The sequence below is a fragment of the Flavobacterium beibuense genome, from assembly GCF_004151245.1.
In the GTDB taxonomy this organism is placed as follows: domain Bacteria; phylum Bacteroidota; class Bacteroidia; order Flavobacteriales; family Flavobacteriaceae; genus Flavobacterium; species Flavobacterium beibuense_A.
In genome coordinates this window covers 141707-156688 of the sequence record NZ_JUIW01000002.1, presented here as the reverse complement: position 1 = coordinate 156688, position 14982 = coordinate 141707, and the positions used below count along the sequence as shown (strand labels likewise).

The window sequence follows — 14982 nt, the reverse complement described above, 5'->3', positions numbered from 1 at the left end:
TATTTTAAATTAAAAGTACTTTGCATTTCAAAGTTAAATTATTTACAGATACCATAAAAACATTTTGACTTAAATTATTTCAATAAAAAAAGCCCCAGCAATGCTGGGGCTTAAAATGATATATAGAATAGACTATTCTTCGTTATGCAAAAATGCCTGTCTGTTTAAAAGTGTTTCTTCACTTTCCACATGGTTATCATCAGGCACACAGCAGTCCACAGGGCATACCGCAGCACACTGAGGCTCCTCGTGAAAACCTTTACACTCGGTACATTTACCAGGAACAATATAATAAATATCGTCAGAAATAGGAGTTTGCGCCTCGTCAGCATCTACCTCTTCCCCGCTTGGCAGTACAATTCTGCCATTTAAACTGGTACCGTCTTTATATCTCCAGTCATCAGCACCTTCATATATTGCAGTATTTGGGCATTCCGGTTCACATGCCCCGCAGTTTATACATTCGTCTGTTATAATGATAGCCATAGCTTATTTTATTTTTTAATAATGTAAATTTGCACAAAATTACATCCAAAACTATTCATAAGCAAATCTAATGACTTTAGACGAAAGAAAAACAGCCTTTGTGGAATTAGGAAAATTTTTAAGTCAGTTTTCTGAAAATAATACTTCTCAAAAAGAGGGGGTATTATGTAATGACTTATTTTTTGATGATTTTATCAATCTAATAAAATTATCACAGTCTCACAATGGTTGGTTTACAGAAGAACAGGTATATTTTGCAGCTCAATCCTGGGCAGATGCTCTTACATCTGAAAATCTTGACAAATGGCTTAATGAATATGATTTTGAAAATGTACAACCAAAAACAGTTGGTTTAATACTGGCTGGTAATATACCATTAGTAGGATTTCATGATTTTCTTTCTGTTTTAATAAGCGGACACAGAGCTTTAGTGAAAACATCTTCAAACGATCAACTGTTACTACCCTTTTTAGCAAAATACATTGTTGCTGTAGAACCCCGTTTTAAAGATTACATTAGTTTTACCGAAGGAAAACTGGAAGGTTTTGATGCTGTAATAGCTACCGGAAGTAATAATACAGCCCGTTACTTTGAATATTATTTTAAAAATAAACCTTCAATTATACGTAAGAACAGGAACTCTGCGGCAGTGCTTACAGGAAATGAGAGTAAAGAAGAACTTGTACAGCTTGGAGAAGATATATTCAGGTATTTTGGTTTAGGCTGTAGAAATGTCTCTAAATTATTTGTTCCTGAAGGGTATAACTTTACTCCGTTTTGGGAAGCAGTTTATGAATACAGGGATATTATTCAGTATGAAAAATATGCTAACAATTACGACTACAATAAAGCCGTATTTTTAATGAGTAACTTTAAGTTGCTTGATAACGGTTTTCTTACCATAAAAGAAGATAACAGTTACTCCTCTCCTATTTCGAGTCTGTTTTACGAATATTATACAAATACCGATAATCTTAAAGCAAAACTGGAAGATGAAAAGGACCATATACAATGTATAGTTGGTAACATTTCGGGGGAAAATACAGTTGCTTTTGGGCAAACACAAAAACCACAACTTTGGGATTATGCTGATAATGTAGATACTATTGCATTTTTATCAAAAATATAGCGAAATATTTCCCAATATTTTTTGCTGTTTTCTAAGCTATATTTTGGAAATTTGTAACTCGCATTCTATTTTATTTGTCCCATGAAAAAACATAATTTCAGTGCAGGTCCCTCAATCCTGCCACAAGAGGTATTTGAAAAATCTGCCCAGGCAGTCCTCAATTTTAATAACCTTGGCCTTTCAATCCTTGAAATATCCCACAGAAGCAAAGATTTTGTTGCTGTAATGGAAGAAGCCAGATCTTTGGCTTTAGAGCTTTTAGGCTTAGAAAATAAAGGCTATCAGGCTCTTTTCCTTTCCGGCGGTGCCAGTATGGAATTTGTAAGGGTGCCATATAACCTTTTAAAGGAAAACGGAAAAGCCGCTTATCTGGATACAGGAACATGGGCAGCAGGTGCCATTAAAGAAGCCAAGCGTTTTGGTAATACTGAAATTATAGGCTCTTCTAAAGAAGCTAACTACACTTATATACCAAAAGATTTTACTGTACCTACAGATGCAGATTATTTTCACTGCACCAGCAACAACACAATATTTGGTACGCAAATGCATAGTTTTCCTGAAACAGGAGTGCCTATGGTATGTGATATGAGTTCAGATATTTTTTCAAGAGAACTGGATTTCTCTAAATTCGGCCTTATTTATGCAGGTGCTCAAAAAAACATGGGACCCGCAGGTACTACCCTTGTAGTGGTGAAGGAAGATATTTTAGATAAAACAGGCAGGGCTATTCCCGGTATAATGGATTATGGTCAGCATATTGCTAAAGAGAGTATGTACAATACACCTCCTGTGTTCCCTGTTTATACTTCGCTGTTAACTTTGCAATGGATTAAAAACAACGGCGGTGTCGCAGCTGTAGAGAAGAAAAATAATGCAAAAGCAGAGCTTCTTTATAATGAAATAGACCGTAACACGTTATTTACAGGTACAGCAAATAAAGAAGACCGTTCTAAAATGAACGTTACCTTCCTGCTTAAGGATGAAAAATATACTGAACAGTTTGATAAGTTATGGAAATCGGCAGATATAAGCGGACTTAACGGTCACAGATCTGTTGGCGGATACAGGGCTTCCATATACAATGCAATGCCTATAGAAAGCGTTAAAGTACTTGTGGATGTTATGCAGGAGCTGGAAAGAAACGCCTAATTTTTAATCATTAAAATCCCGTAAATAATAATGAAAATTTTAGCAAACGACGGAATCTCTAAAAGCGGTGTTATTTCCCTTGAAGATGCCGGATTTGAAGTTATAACAACAAAAGTCGCTCAGGAGCAGGTAGCAAATTACATTAACACAAACAACATTAATGTGCTGCTTGTTAGAAGTGCAACAAAAGTGAGAAAAGATATTATAGACAACTGCCCCAGCCTGAAAATTATAGGCCGCGGTGGTGTTGGGATGGATAATATTGATGTGGAATATGCCCGTGAAAAAGGAATCCATGTAATAAATACTCCGGCCGCATCATCTGACTCTGTTGCCGAGCTTGTTTTTGCTCACTTGTTCTCAGGAGTACGTTTTCTTCATGACTCAAACAGACTTATGCCGCTTGAAGGCGATATAAACTTTGAAAGCCTTAAAAAAGCATATGCTGCCGGTATAGAGCTTAGAGGCAAGACTCTTGGTATTATAGGTTTTGGAAAAATAGGTAAATCGGTTGCGAGGATTGCTTTAGGCCTTGGCATGAAAGTAATTGCTTCAGATAAGTTTATTGGTAAGGCAGAAATCAGGGTTGATTTTTACAACAACCAGTTTATAAATGTTGAGATTACAACCGAACCAATAGAAGACATCTTTAAACATGCTGATTTTATTACACTTCACGTTCCTGCTCAGGAAGGTTACCTTATAGGTAAAGATCAGTTTGAAGTAATGAAAGATGGCGTAGGTATAGTTAACGCTTCACGTGGAGGTATTATTGATGAAGTTGCCTTAGTTGATGCTCTTGATTCAGGAAAAGTCTCCTTTGCAGGACTTGACGTATTTGAAGATGAGCCTAAACCCGCCGTACAGGTGCTAATGAATCCTAAAATCTCATTAACTCCGCACATCGGAGCTGCTACTCTCGAAGCTCAGGACAGGATTGGTACTGAACTGGCAGAACAGATTATCAGCATCCTTAAAACAGAACAATAAAAACCTTAAAAGGTTAAATTATACTAAAGCACCCAAAAGGGTGCTTTTATTTTTTAATTTTATAGTTATGATTGCTAAATCATGATGCTATGAAAAATTATTTACTCTTTTTTTCTTGTTTATTGTTGCTTATAATAAGCTGTAAGACTCAGGAGAAAAGCGACATGCAACCCATGTCTATAACCGACGAGGAAAAGGCTGTCGCTATGGCTAATGACACGGTGCGTATTGCAAACGATGAATTAGAATACGAAATCATCATTATTGACCCCGGATTTAACTCATGGTTATATAGTAGAGCAAGACCAAGGGGATACTATAATCTACAGTATTTTGAAACCAAAAATAAGCTTTGGGTTACACAATGGAATATTCGGGCCATGCAGCCCCAACGATATGGAGACTTATATTTAATGGCTATAGATTATGAACCACATATAGATTATGGTTATGAAGTAAATTATATGCTTTACAATTATCTGGTATATTTTCAATTAACTACCGGAGAGCGTTTGGGAGGTATTGTACCACAATTCTAAATCAAGTATATTTGTCTTTTAACCCTTTTCATGGAAAAATTAAAAAAACGCTGGGGTATTACCAGTAACTTCCAGCTTGTACTAATATTTATTGTATTTGCCGTAACTGGATCTACATCTGCTTATTTATCTAAGCCTGTAATTCAGTGGTTGGGGATATCTAAAGAAGCTTTGTCTCCCTGGCTGTATATCCCTTTAAGAATACTTATAATTTTTCCTGTATATCAGGTACTGCTTGTATTTTTCGGTTTTATTTCCGGACAGTTCAGGTTCTTCTGGAACTTTGAAAAAAAGATGCTTAAGGCAATGGGACTAGGTTTCCTGTTTAAAAATAAAAAAGCCCCTTAATCAGGGGCTTTTTCTTTTATTCCTTAAGCTTAGATTTATAATTCTTTTTAAGCTTGGCCATCTTAGGTTCAATTACCGCCCTGCAATAAGGCTGATCAGGGTTTAGGGCAAAATAATCCTGATGGTAATCTTCAGCAGGGTAAAAAGTTGGCGCTTCAGTTACTTTAGTCACTATCTTTTTATCAAATATCTTCTGATCTTCTAATAGTTTAACAAAGTTTTCTGCCGCGGTTTTCTGCTCCGGCGTAGTATAGAAAATTTCGCTTCGGTATTGTGTCCCCACGTCGGCACCTTGCCTGTTTAGGGTTGTTGGATCGTGTGTGGCAAAAAATATTTCCAGTAAATCCTCATAAGCAATCTCATCAGGATTATAGGTTATCTTAATTGCTTCCGCATGTCCTGTTGTACCACTGCACACTTCCCTATAGGTAGGATTTTTTGTAATTCCGCCGATATAGCCCGAAATTACTTTATCCACTCCTTTAAGTTCGGTAAAAAAAGCTTCTGTACACCAAAAGCAGCCACCTGCAAAGATGGCGGTTTCTAATTTACTGTTATCCATTTGTTTTAATTCTCCTTTCTCTAATTCGTCGTTATTATTTTCGGCCGTTGCAGTTTCAGCTTTTCCCTGACAGGAAAGCGCTAAAAAAGCAAATGTAATGGCTAGTATGTTTTTCATTGTGTAACGGTTTTTCAAAATTATACAATTCTTTTTTCAGGTAATAGCTATACTTTTATATACGAAATATTGTGCCAAAAAAGATTTATTTTTCTTTAAATTGTTTGTTTCTTTGTGAAAACCCCGAATTGATGATACAGGCAAAAAACATCCATAAATATTATGATGCACTACATGTGCTTAAAGGTGTTGACCTTCATATTAAAAAAGGAGAAATTGTTTCTATAGTAGGAGCTTCCGGAGCTGGAAAAACAACACTCCTGCAAATTTTAGGTACATTGGACAAACCACAAGCTGAGGCCGGCACTTCATTATTAATTGATGATGAAGATGTGATTAACATGAAAGACAAAGCCTTGTCTAAGTTTCGTAATATCAAATTAGGATTTATATTTCAGTTCCACCAGTTATTCCCTGAATTTACAGCTCTGGAAAATGTTTGCATTCCTGCTTTTATTGCCGGAAAACCAAAAGCCGAGACTGAAGCAGAAGCTAAAAAACTTTTGGAGTATCTGGGACTATCACACAGAATAAATCATAAACCTGGTGAATTATCGGGCGGTGAACAGCAACGTGTAGCCGTGGCAAGATCGCTTATTAATAAGCCTGCCGTTATTTTTGCCGATGAACCGTCCGGAAACCTTGATACACATTCTGCAGAGAATCTTCATAAGTTATTCTTTAAGTTGAGAGATGAAATGGGGCAGACTTTTGTAATTGTTACCCATAATGAAGAACTGGCCAATATGGCAGACAGAAAACTGGTTATGAGTGACGGACAGATAATAGCCGGACATAATATATGATTGAAGCAGGTTTAATGAAAGAAAAAATGAATATGGAGGAACTTAAATCGTTCCTTGATGAAAAGGTATTACTTTACAACAACCCTGATTTTATTGATACCGACCCAATACAGATACCTCACCTGTTTACACAAAAAGAGGATATAGAAATCGCCGGTTTTCTTTCGGCGACTATAGCATGGGGTAATCGCAAAATGATTATCAATAATGCCAAAAAGATGATGGAGCTCATGGGGAATAGTCCTTATGACTTTGTGATGAGTCATAACGAAGAGCATCTTGAAAGTTTAGAAAACTTTGTGCATCGTACTTTTAACGGTATCGATTTTGCCACTTTTATACAGTCACTAAAAAACATTTACACCAATCATGGCGGGCTGGAGTCTGTATTTGCAAGGCACCAGGAAAACAACAGCTTACAGCAAAGCATTAGTGAATTTAAAAAAATATTTTTTGAAATAGCACATCAGCAACGTACTCAAAAACATATATCGGACCCTTTAAATGGTTCGGCCGCAAAAAGGATGAATATGTTTCTACGTTGGATGGTAAGAAACGATAATGCTGGTGTTGATCTAGGAATTTGGAAAAACATTTCCTCATCCAATCTCTCCTGCCCGCTTGATGTTCATTCCGGTAATGTAGCCCGTAAACTTGGCTTATTGAATAGAAAACAAAATGACGCAAAAGCTCTGTTTGAGCTGGATACAGAATTAAGACTATTAGACTCAACCGATCCGGTTAAATATGACTTTGCTCTTTTTGGATTAGGTGTATTTGAAGGATTTTAAATTTTCACAATGAAAAAAGGACTTTTATTTACAGGTATTTTTTTAGGTACTATTTTCTTTTTACTCATTGTATGTAGGGTACTGGGAATAATAAATCTTTACAACGCACCTACTAGTAGTAATGAGCCTACAATAAAATTAGGAGATACTTTCTTCGCTTCGAGTCTGAAAAAAGCAGAAGTCGGAGATTTTATTATTTATAAATGTGAGTATGGTTCCTGCTTTTTTAGACTTGTAGGAGTAGAAAATGATACTCTTGAAATTAGGGATGGCGTTTTATTTCGTAATGGGATAAATTTCGATAAGGACTATAATCTTCAGCATAATTACTTAATTGATATTGAAGAAATAAAAAAGCTTCCTGAAAATGAAAAAGATTATTTTTCACAAAAAGCCTATCCTATCCTATTCAATAATAAATACTTAACTACTAGTGCTGAAGATAGTATTATGTATAAAGCAAAGTTTCCTTTTAAAAGAAAGCTAGATAGTATCCCCGACAAATTTATCGTTGAGACTTTTGGAAAGAACTGGAATAAAGACAATTTTGGTCCTATAATCATTCCTGCCAATAAAGTATTTGTTATGGGTGATAACAGGGATAATGCTATGGATTCTAGGTATATCGGATTAATTGATAAAAGAGATATCAAAGCAACTATAATCGATTAATTTCTCATTTTTTTTTACAACAAATCTTACAAGAAAAAATATACCTACTGCAAAAAGCAGGAGCAACAGTATACAGAACAGTTGCCACATACCTATACCAAAAGAAAAGTTATTTACACTTGTTTCCATTTAATTATACCTTACCATAGTACATTGCTTTAACAATACCGTCTGAAAGTCCTATTTTAGGAACATAAATATTACGTGCACCACTCCACCTCATAGCATTAAGGTAAATGCGGGTAGCATAAATAATTACATCAGCACGGTCAGGGTTTAGTCCAAGTTCGGAAATACGCTGCTCATAAGTAAGCGTATTTAAAAACTGGTACTGAGAATTTATGTAGAAATAGGATAATGGTAAATCCTGTTTTTTACCCGACAGTTTAAACAATTTGTTTATGTTACCTCCGGAACCTATAAGCGTAATACTTTCATAAGGCTCGGTAACGGTTTTTATCCATTTTTCAATCTCAACCCAAACCAGTTCGTTAACCATATTGTTTAGTAAACGTACTGTACCATTTTTAAATGATTTTGAAGCAACAATCTTTCCGTTATCAAATAATGAAAACTCTGTACTACCACCACCTACATCAACAAAAAGATAGGTTTGGTCGGGTTTTATAAAGGTATGTAAATCGGTAGAAGCAATAATAGCTGCTTCCTTTTTACCATCTATAATCTCAATTTTAATTCCTGCTTCCTGCTCAATAAGATCAGCTACTTCCTTTCCGTTAAAAGCCTCTCTCATAGCAGAAGTAGCACATGCCATATAACGTTCTACTTTATGCACTTTCATTAGCAGCTTGTAAGCCTTCATAGCATCAATCATTCGCTCTATGCTCTCCTCTGCAATCTCACCAACTGTAAAAGCATCCTGCCCTAAACGAATAGGAACACGTACTAATGAACTTTTATTGAATTGTGTAGGTTTCCCTTCCTGCTCCACAATATTACACACTAATAGCCTCATGGCATTAGATCCAATATCGATAGCAGCATATTTTTTTATGTTAATCATTCTCTTCAGTTACTAAGGTCTTTCATTTACAACCTCAGAATCTAATTATAATTGTTCGTAAATCACTTCAAGCATATCCCTGTAATAGTTATATGTTTCAAGTTGTGCCCTGAATACTTTTTCATGAGGGCGTTTTCTGTATTTATTCTCAAGGTTTTCTGAATGAAGCCTTGCTTTTACATTACCTTTCCATCCTATCTCAAAAGTATCTATAAGCTCCTGTTTTATATCGGCATCATAGATAGGACACGTTACCTCTACCCTCTCATCCAGGTTACGCGTCATAAAATCGGCAGAAGATATATATACCTCAGGGTCGCCACTATTACCAAATATATAAACCCTAGAGTGTTCAAGATAATTATCCACGATGCTAATTGCCTCAATATTCTCACTCATATCTTCCTCTCCCGGAATAAGACAGCATATACCTCTTATTATAAGTTGAACCTTTACACCTTCCCTGCTTGCTTCATACAGTTTATCAATCATTTTATAATCAGTAAGACTGTTCATTTTGAGCTTAATGTAAGCCTCTTTTCCTGCTATAGCATTAAGTATTTCCCTGTCTATCAGTTTATAAAACTTAGACCTTGTATAATGAGGTGAAACAAACAAATGCTTGTACCTGTGTACCCTGTAATTTACATCAAAAAAGTCAAATATTTTATTTACGTCCTTTAATATTTGCTGGTGATAGGTAAACAAAGTAACATCGGTATAAATTTTAGCAGTAGCTTCGTTGAAGTTACCTGTAGATATAAAACCGTAACGTTTAAACTTACCTTTCTCAATCCTCTCGATAACACATATTTTACTGTGCACCTTTAATCCTTTTACACCAAAAATAAGGTTGATACCTTCTCTTTGCATCTGTTCAGAATAGGAGATATTGCTCGCCTCATCAAAACGTGCCTGAAGTTCTATCTGAACAGTTACTTTCTTACCGTTTTTTGCAGCATTGATAAGGGAACTCACAATTTGTGAATTCTTAGCTAGCCTGTATAATGTTATCTTAATAGAAACAACCTTAGGGTCTAACGCCGCCTCCCTTAAAAACTTTATAACATAAGAATACGATTGATAAGGAGCATTTAGAAGATAATCCTTTTGTTTTATCTTTTGTAATATGCTTCCTTCTAGGCTAAGTCCCGGTATAGGTAATGGAGTATTTTGTTTATAAAGCAAATCATACCTTCCCAAATTAGGAAAGCTCATGTAATCCCTCCTGTTATGATAACGCCCTCCCGGAATAATACTATCGGTAGCATCAATACCCATTCTCGTAAGGAAAAAGTTTAATGTATCTTTTTCTATAGACTGGTCGTATACAAAACGAACAGGTTCACCAATCCTTCTTTCCTTAACTCCTTTGGATATTTTCTCCATAAGGCTCTTACTCTGATCACTATCAATCTCTAACTGAGCATCTCTGGTAATTTTAATCATGTGGGCCGAAATGCTTTCATAATTAAAAATATTGAAGATACTATACAAATTGTAGCGAATTACATCATCCAAAAGTATGATATACTGTTTTTCGTTGTTTGAAGGTAATACCACAAAACGGTTAATAGTCTTAGGCATTTCAACAACAGCGTAACGTACTTCAGGCTCAAGATTAACAGGCTCTCCTTCAGTAATTTTCTTTTCCTTTGGAGGTATTACAAGTTTTACCGCAAGATATCCCGCCGCATCTTTAAGAAGCGGAAACTCATCTAGATCATTAAGTATAATGGTTACCAACTCAGGACTTACCTTTTGGATAAAAAAGTCCTTTATAAAGTTTTGCTGTTCTTTAGATACTTCTGTTTCGTTAATAATATAAATGTTTTCCTGCTGTAGTTCCTGCTCTATAACACTTAATATCCTTAAACTTTCAGACTGCTGTTCAATAACAATCTCGGTAATATCCTTAAGCAGTTGCTGTGCAGATATACCACCAAGTATCTTTTCGCCGGTTTGCCCTGCAAGACTTAAACGCCTTACGGCAGCATACCGAACCCTGAAAAATTCGTCTAAATTATTTGAAAATATTCCTAAAAATCTAAGCCTGTCTAATAAAGGGACTTTTTCATCTGCAGCTTCCTGCAGTACCCTCGCATTAAATGCAAGCCAGCTTTTTTCCCTATCAATATACCGGTTCACCGGTGTGTGGTGGTGGATCATACTTTTTTAATTCGCTTGGAAAAACGGTTTGTTCTATTGTACCTTTTTCGATAACGTTCCAATCATCTGTATTAAATGACATTGAAACAAATCCCGAAGTAGGCACATTATCTATGGTAATGTTCCCAAAGATATTAACAAAATTAGTAATCGCCTCGTTATGTCCAAAAAGAATTAGGTTATCATATTTGTTATCACAACTTTTTATGATTTTCTCAAGCTTTCTTACCTCAAAAGTATAAAGGTCGTCGTTAAAGATTATATTATCTATGGGGATAGAAAGGCTTTCTGCAAAAATGTAGGCTGTATTTTTAGCCCTTTGTGCTGAGCTTGACCAAACGAGGAAAGTTTTAGGTAAATATCCGGAAACTTTATTAGCAACCAGATGAGCATCGTTAATTCCGCGTTTAGATAACGGCCTGTCCTTGTCTATTAGAGGGGCATCCCAGCTAGATTTAGCATGACGGATTAATATCAAGTTTTTCATGAGCCTGCATTTTAATTAATATCTATATATTAAATATCCGAAATATTAACATAATAAAATACAAACATTTTGTTAATTTTTATTACGGCGCTAACCTTTCTGTTAACCAGTTAAAATTTTCCTGCAGTTTATATCTTATCCTGTCATGTAATCTGTTTGGTCTTCCCTGCCAAAATTCAATTTCAACAGGCTTAACAATATAACCTCCCCAATGTTTAGGACGTGGAATTTCTCCTTCAGCGTATTCTTTTTCAAGATCATGTAGTTTTCCTTCCAGATAATCTCTTGAAGGTATTACTTCGCTTTGTGGCGATACTATAGCTCCCAGACGGCTTCCTGCCGGACGGCTTTCAAAATATCCGTCAGAAAGGTTTTCAGCTACTTTCTCTGCCTTACCTTTAATAATTACCTGTCTTTCCATTTCCTGCCAGAAAAAAGACAGACAAATATTTGGATTGGCTTCTATTGCGTTTCCCTTTTCAGAATTATAATTAGTATAAAAGATAAAACCTTCATAAGTAAACTGTTTAAGCAATACAACTCTGGCTTTAGGAAAACCATCTTTACCTATAGTAGATACTGTCATGGCATTAACCTCACTTGAACCTCCAAACTCCTCTACTTCATGAAACCATGCTTTAAAAAGAGTAATAGGATCTTCAGGTAAATTCTGTTCGGTTAGTTCACTCTTTTCATAAGAGCGCCTGTAGTTACTTAAATCTTTCATATTATAAGGATATTACCGGCTAATCTGCCTCCTCTAATTTAATTATTTTCTGATTATCACTAATCGTATCAATTGGCTAAAATTCAAATATTTTACCATCATCAGCCAAATGTACATTCTCAAAAACAGTTTGAGCCTGTTCCTTAAAAAGTTCAATAGAATCATATCGAGTAGAAAAATGCCCTAAGACCAACTGCTTAACATTAGCCTGCTTGGCTATTGTAGCGGCCTGTTTAGCTGTAGAATGCATTGTTTTCTCGCAAAGATGTTCTTCCGAATCAAGAAAAGTACTCTCATGATACAAAACATCAACATCCTTAATTATCGGGATTATATCTTCTTTATACATCGTGTCCGAACAAAAAGCATAACTCTGAGGGGCGGGCGGATCAAAAGTCATTGAAACATTTGGGATTACCCTACCGTCATCCAGCGTAATATCGCTACCATTCTTTATTTTTTGATAATAACAGGTCTCTATACCATACTCCTCTACCTTCCCAAGATTTAGCTTTCTCTCTCCCGGTTTTTCCTTAAAAAGGTAACCATTAGTATAAACCCTGTGTTGTAAGGGAATTGTACTCACTACCACCTTATCATCTTCATAAACAACCTGAGATTCTTTTCCTTCCAGTTCATGAAAGTATAGATCAAAACTTGTCCAGGATGCTGTTAATTTCAATTGAATAAGAATAAGCTCCTTAACACCTTTTGGTCCGTGAATATGAAGATCTGTTTTTCTGTTAAGTAATGAAAAAGTAGAAATCAACCCTATCAATCCGTAGACATGGTCACCATGAAGATGGGAAATAAAAACATGATTGATTTTTGAGAATCGAACCTTATTTTTCCTAAGCTGTACCTGAGTACCTTCACCACAATCAATTAAAAACATCCTGTTTTTAATTTCCAATACCTGCGATGTAGGATTAGTTAATGTTCTGGGAGTAGCAGCATAACAGCCTAATATGGTAAGATTCATTTGCTTAAATTTTTAAAGCAATTATTAAGGTACTATATAATAGCCCCTAATTGCTCGCCTGTTGCCTGCAACAGATAATAAATTAAAGAATTAAAAGCCCAGGTCCCTTTCAATCTCTTCCATTTCAATGATATCGTGTGCTTCAAGAATTGTTGGCACCACTATCATTTCATCCGGCACTTCATTAAAGTCAAAATCGTTTACAACAACTACAAACGATTTTTTTGATTTCCTGTGTTTGTTAGATAACGAAAGAAAAGACAGGATGTCTTTTAACTCAACATCAGCATCCTGAGTAATATCAATAACGATATTTTGATTTTTGAATGTATTGTATTCGCCCTCTATCTTATCCCTGAAAGCAATAACATCGCCCTGGGTATCTTTTAGAGTAACGGTATGTCCTTTTTCTTCTACTTTCATTTTTATCAATTACTGATAGCTAATTTACAAAGTGGTTAGTAAAAAAGCTACCTCTTATAATAATTTTAATATTTATTGCTTAATCTTTGAAGCTAACAGATAGATAACAGCCATCCTGACCGCTACCCCATTCTCAACCTGATTTAATATTACAGACTGCTGAGAATCGGCCACATCACTTGTAATCTCAACACCCCTGTTAATTGGCCCCGGGTGCATAATTACAATTTCTTTGTTTAAGGAGTCAAGTAATTCTTTATCAACTCCGTATTGTTGTGTATATTCTCTTGTAGAAGGGAAGTAGTTTACATCAAGACGCTCGTTTTGCACCCTTAGCATATTAGCCACATCGCACCACTCTAAAGCTTTACGCAGGTTAGGCTCAACTTTTACTCCTAAAGAATCAATATATCTAGGGATAAGAGTTTTTGGTCCGCAAACCATAACTTCTGCACCCTGCATCTGTAATGCGAATATATTAGAAAGTGCTACCCTTGAGTGAAGTATATCTCCAACAATAACTACCTTTTTACCTCCTACTTCTCCTAATCTTTCTCTTATAGTATAAGAATCTAACAACCCCTGTGTAGGGTGTTCATGAGCTCCGTCTCCGGCATTAATAATACTTGCTCCAACATTTTGAGAAAGAAAGTGTGCAGCTCCCGGATTTGAGTGACGCATAACTACCATATCCACTTTCATGGAAAGTATATTGTTTACAGTGTCTATAAGCGTTTCCCCTTTCTTTACAGATGATTGTGCAGCCGAAAAACTGATGACATCTGCCGAAAGTCTTTTTTGAGCAAGCTCAAAAGAAAGCTTAGTACGTGTACTGTTCTCAAAAAATATATTAGCTATTGTAATATCCCTTAGAGAAGGGACTTTTTTAATAGGTCGGTTAATTACTTCTTTAAAATGGTCGGCCGTTTCAAAAATAAGGTCAATATCAGCTTTGTTGATATATTTAATTCCTAATAAATGATTAACGCTTAATTCTTTCATTGCTGTTACTTGCTGTTACGCCTATATTAAATAAACACTATCCTCTCCTTCGTTTTGCTCCCAGGTTACTTTTACCTTTTCGTCGTTTATGGCATCTACCTGCCTCCCCCTGTAATCGGGCTGAATAGGTAAATGACGGCTAAAACGCCTATCTATAAGTACAAGAAGTTCTATTTCTGACGGACGTCCGAAAGACTGTATTGCAGTTAGTGCTGCACGAATGCTTCTACCTGTATACAATACATCATCAATAAAAACTACCTTTTTATTTTCTACCAAAAAGTCTATTTGGGTTTTATTAGCCTCTAATGGCTTATCAGACCTACGAAAATCGTCTCTGAAAAAAGTAATATCCAAGAACCCTAACGGGACGTTTTTTACATTGTAATCCTGCTCAAGCAGTTGTTTTATACGTTCTGCCAGATAACGGCCTCTGGGCTGTAATCCAATAAGTATTGTATCCGAAAAATCAAGATGTTTTTCAATTAACTGGCAGGCCAAACGATTAAGGATGATATTGACTTCTTTTGAAGTTAGCAATATTTTATGGCTCATAGTGCTGTGTTATGTTTGGAG

At 35.7% G+C, this 14982-nt stretch carries 18 protein-coding genes; 8 read left to right on the top strand and 10 right to left on the bottom strand.

What is annotated here, in order from left to right; all coding sequences use genetic code 11:
• Positions 1–132: 132 nt before the first annotated feature.
• Positions 133–486, bottom strand: coding sequence for a 4Fe-4S dicluster domain-containing protein (locus tag NU09_RS02875; RefSeq protein ID WP_129749751.1), 354 nt, complete (start codon positions 484–486; stop codon positions 133–135).
• Positions 487–556: 70 nt separating this feature from the next.
• On the opposite strand from NU09_RS02875, the gene NU09_RS02870 reads away from it, so the two are divergent.
• The 5 genes from NU09_RS02870 to NU09_RS02850 all read left to right on the top strand — a co-directional run bounded on the left by NU09_RS02870 (position 557) and on the right by NU09_RS02850 (position 4644).
• Entirely contained in the window at positions 557–1615 is a 1059-nt protein-coding gene (locus NU09_RS02870; RefSeq protein ID WP_129749750.1) for an acyl-CoA reductase, read from the top strand.
• An 81-nt stretch (positions 1616–1696) separates the two neighbouring features.
• On the top strand, positions 1697–2767 hold the full coding sequence (gene serC / locus NU09_RS02865; RefSeq protein ID WP_129749749.1) for a 3-phosphoserine/phosphohydroxythreonine transaminase: 1071 nt from the start codon (positions 1697–1699) through the stop codon (positions 2765–2767).
• Between the two features lie 30 nt (positions 2768–2797).
• Positions 2798–3757: a D-2-hydroxyacid dehydrogenase gene (locus tag NU09_RS02860; protein WP_129749748.1), complete on the top strand. Its 960-nt coding sequence runs from the start codon at positions 2798–2800 to the stop codon at positions 3755–3757.
• Between the two features lie 89 nt (positions 3758–3846).
• Positions 3847–4296, top strand: a complete 450-nt coding sequence (locus tag NU09_RS02855) for a DUF6146 family protein (protein ID WP_129749747.1) — start codon at positions 3847–3849, stop codon at positions 4294–4296.
• 30 nt (positions 4297–4326) lie between these two features.
• Positions 4327–4644, top strand: coding sequence for a DUF6787 family protein (locus NU09_RS02850; RefSeq protein WP_129749746.1), 318 nt, complete (start codon positions 4327–4329; stop codon positions 4642–4644).
• A 16-nt stretch (positions 4645–4660) separates the two neighbouring features.
• Here NU09_RS02850 and msrA read toward each other — a convergent pair whose 3' ends face one another.
• Entirely contained in the window at positions 4661–5206 is a 546-nt protein-coding gene (gene msrA, locus NU09_RS02845; protein ID WP_129749973.1) for a peptide-methionine (S)-S-oxide reductase MsrA, read from the bottom strand.
• Positions 5207–5454: 248 nt separating this feature from the next.
• On the opposite strand from msrA, the gene NU09_RS02840 reads away from it, so the two are divergent.
• Genes NU09_RS02840 through lepB form a run of 3 tightly spaced genes read left to right on the top strand, consistent with a single transcriptional unit; the run spans position 5455 to position 7592 of the window.
• Positions 5455–6129, top strand: coding sequence for an ABC transporter ATP-binding protein (locus NU09_RS02840; protein WP_129749745.1), 675 nt, complete (start codon positions 5455–5457; stop codon positions 6127–6129).
• 26 nt (positions 6130–6155) lie between these two features.
• Complete coding sequence (locus tag NU09_RS02835; protein WP_129749972.1) at positions 6156–6920, top strand: TIGR02757 family protein; 765 nt, start codon at positions 6156–6158, stop codon at positions 6918–6920.
• A 9-nt stretch (positions 6921–6929) separates the two neighbouring features.
• Positions 6930–7592: a signal peptidase I gene (gene lepB, locus NU09_RS02830; protein ID WP_129749744.1), complete on the top strand. Its 663-nt coding sequence runs from the start codon at positions 6930–6932 to the stop codon at positions 7590–7592.
• Between the two features lie 133 nt (positions 7593–7725).
• On the opposite strand, the gene NU09_RS02825 is transcribed toward lepB, so the two are convergent.
• The 8 genes from NU09_RS02825 to pyrR all read right to left on the bottom strand — a co-directional run bounded on the left by NU09_RS02825 (position 7726) and on the right by pyrR (position 14961).
• Positions 7726–8616, bottom strand: coding sequence for a Ppx/GppA phosphatase family protein (locus NU09_RS02825; protein WP_129749743.1), 891 nt, complete (start codon positions 8614–8616; stop codon positions 7726–7728).
• 45 nt (positions 8617–8661) lie between these two features.
• Positions 8662–10785, bottom strand: a complete 2124-nt coding sequence (gene ppk1, locus NU09_RS02820; RefSeq protein ID WP_129749742.1) for a polyphosphate kinase 1 — start codon at positions 10783–10785, stop codon at positions 8662–8664.
• Positions 10748–11272: a SixA phosphatase family protein gene (locus tag NU09_RS02815; protein WP_129749741.1), complete on the bottom strand. Its 525-nt coding sequence runs from the start codon at positions 11270–11272 to the stop codon at positions 10748–10750. The genes ppk1 and NU09_RS02815 overlap by 38 nt, the downstream gene beginning before the upstream one ends.
• Positions 11273–11354: 82 nt before the next feature.
• Positions 11355–11999: a pyridoxamine 5'-phosphate oxidase gene (gene pdxH / locus NU09_RS02810; protein ID WP_129749740.1), complete on the bottom strand. Its 645-nt coding sequence runs from the start codon at positions 11997–11999 to the stop codon at positions 11355–11357.
• Between the two features lie 76 nt (positions 12000–12075).
• A complete protein-coding gene (locus NU09_RS02805; RefSeq protein ID WP_129749739.1) occupies positions 12076–12981 on the bottom strand; it encodes a ribonuclease Z in 906 nt (301 codons plus the stop codon).
• Between the two features lie 90 nt (positions 12982–13071).
• Positions 13072–13404, bottom strand: a complete 333-nt coding sequence (locus NU09_RS02800) for a ribonuclease Z (RefSeq protein ID WP_129749738.1) — start codon at positions 13402–13404, stop codon at positions 13072–13074.
• Positions 13405–13476: 72 nt separating this feature from the next.
• Entirely contained in the window at positions 13477–14406 is a 930-nt protein-coding gene (locus tag NU09_RS02795; RefSeq protein ID WP_129749737.1) for an aspartate carbamoyltransferase catalytic subunit, read from the bottom strand.
• Between the two features lie 21 nt (positions 14407–14427).
• Positions 14428–14961, bottom strand: coding sequence for a bifunctional pyr operon transcriptional regulator/uracil phosphoribosyltransferase PyrR (gene pyrR / locus NU09_RS02790; protein ID WP_129749736.1), 534 nt, complete (start codon positions 14959–14961; stop codon positions 14428–14430).
• Between the last annotated feature and the right edge of the window lie 21 nt (positions 14962–14982).

Excerpts from the sequence above, each read along its gene's own strand:
- NU09_RS02875 (WP_129749751.1), bottom strand. The coding sequence starts at position 486 with ATGGCTATCATTATAACAGACGAATGTATAAACTGCGGGGCATGTGAA.
- NU09_RS02870 (WP_129749750.1), top strand. The coding sequence starts at position 557 with ATGACTTTAGACGAAAGAAAAACAGCCTTTGTGGAATTAGGAAAATTT.
- serC (WP_129749749.1), top strand. The coding sequence starts at position 1,697 with ATGAAAAAACATAATTTCAGTGCAGGTCCCTCAATCCTGCCACAAGAG.
- NU09_RS02860 (WP_129749748.1), top strand. The coding sequence starts at position 2,798 with ATGAAAATTTTAGCAAACGACGGAATCTCTAAAAGCGGTGTTATTTCC.
- NU09_RS02855 (WP_129749747.1), top strand. The coding sequence starts at position 3,847 with ATGAAAAATTATTTACTCTTTTTTTCTTGTTTATTGTTGCTTATAATA.
- NU09_RS02850 (WP_129749746.1), top strand. The coding sequence starts at position 4,327 with ATGGAAAAATTAAAAAAACGCTGGGGTATTACCAGTAACTTCCAGCTT.
- msrA (WP_129749973.1), bottom strand. The coding sequence starts at position 5,206 with ATGGATAACAGTAAATTAGAAACCGCCATCTTTGCAGGTGGCTGCTTT.
- NU09_RS02840 (WP_129749745.1), top strand. The coding sequence starts at position 5,455 with ATGATACAGGCAAAAAACATCCATAAATATTATGATGCACTACATGTG.
- NU09_RS02835 (WP_129749972.1), top strand. The coding sequence starts at position 6,156 with ATGAATATGGAGGAACTTAAATCGTTCCTTGATGAAAAGGTATTACTT.
- lepB (WP_129749744.1), top strand. The coding sequence starts at position 6,930 with ATGAAAAAAGGACTTTTATTTACAGGTATTTTTTTAGGTACTATTTTC.
- NU09_RS02825 (WP_129749743.1), bottom strand. The coding sequence starts at position 8,616 with ATGATTAACATAAAAAAATATGCTGCTATCGATATTGGATCTAATGCC.
- ppk1 (WP_129749742.1), bottom strand. The coding sequence starts at position 10,785 with ATGATCCACCACCACACACCGGTGAACCGGTATATTGATAGGGAAAAA.
- NU09_RS02815 (WP_129749741.1), bottom strand. The coding sequence starts at position 11,272 with ATGAAAAACTTGATATTAATCCGTCATGCTAAATCTAGCTGGGATGCC.
- pdxH (WP_129749740.1), bottom strand. The coding sequence starts at position 11,999 with ATGAAAGATTTAAGTAACTACAGGCGCTCTTATGAAAAGAGTGAACTA.
- NU09_RS02805 (WP_129749739.1), bottom strand. The coding sequence starts at position 12,981 with ATGAATCTTACCATATTAGGCTGTTATGCTGCTACTCCCAGAACATTA.
- NU09_RS02800 (WP_129749738.1), bottom strand. The coding sequence starts at position 13,404 with ATGAAAGTAGAAGAAAAAGGACATACCGTTACTCTAAAAGATACCCAG.
- NU09_RS02795 (WP_129749737.1), bottom strand. The coding sequence starts at position 14,406 with ATGAAAGAATTAAGCGTTAATCATTTATTAGGAATTAAATATATCAAC.
- pyrR (WP_129749736.1), bottom strand. The coding sequence starts at position 14,961 with ATGAGCCATAAAATATTGCTAACTTCAAAAGAAGTCAATATCATCCTT.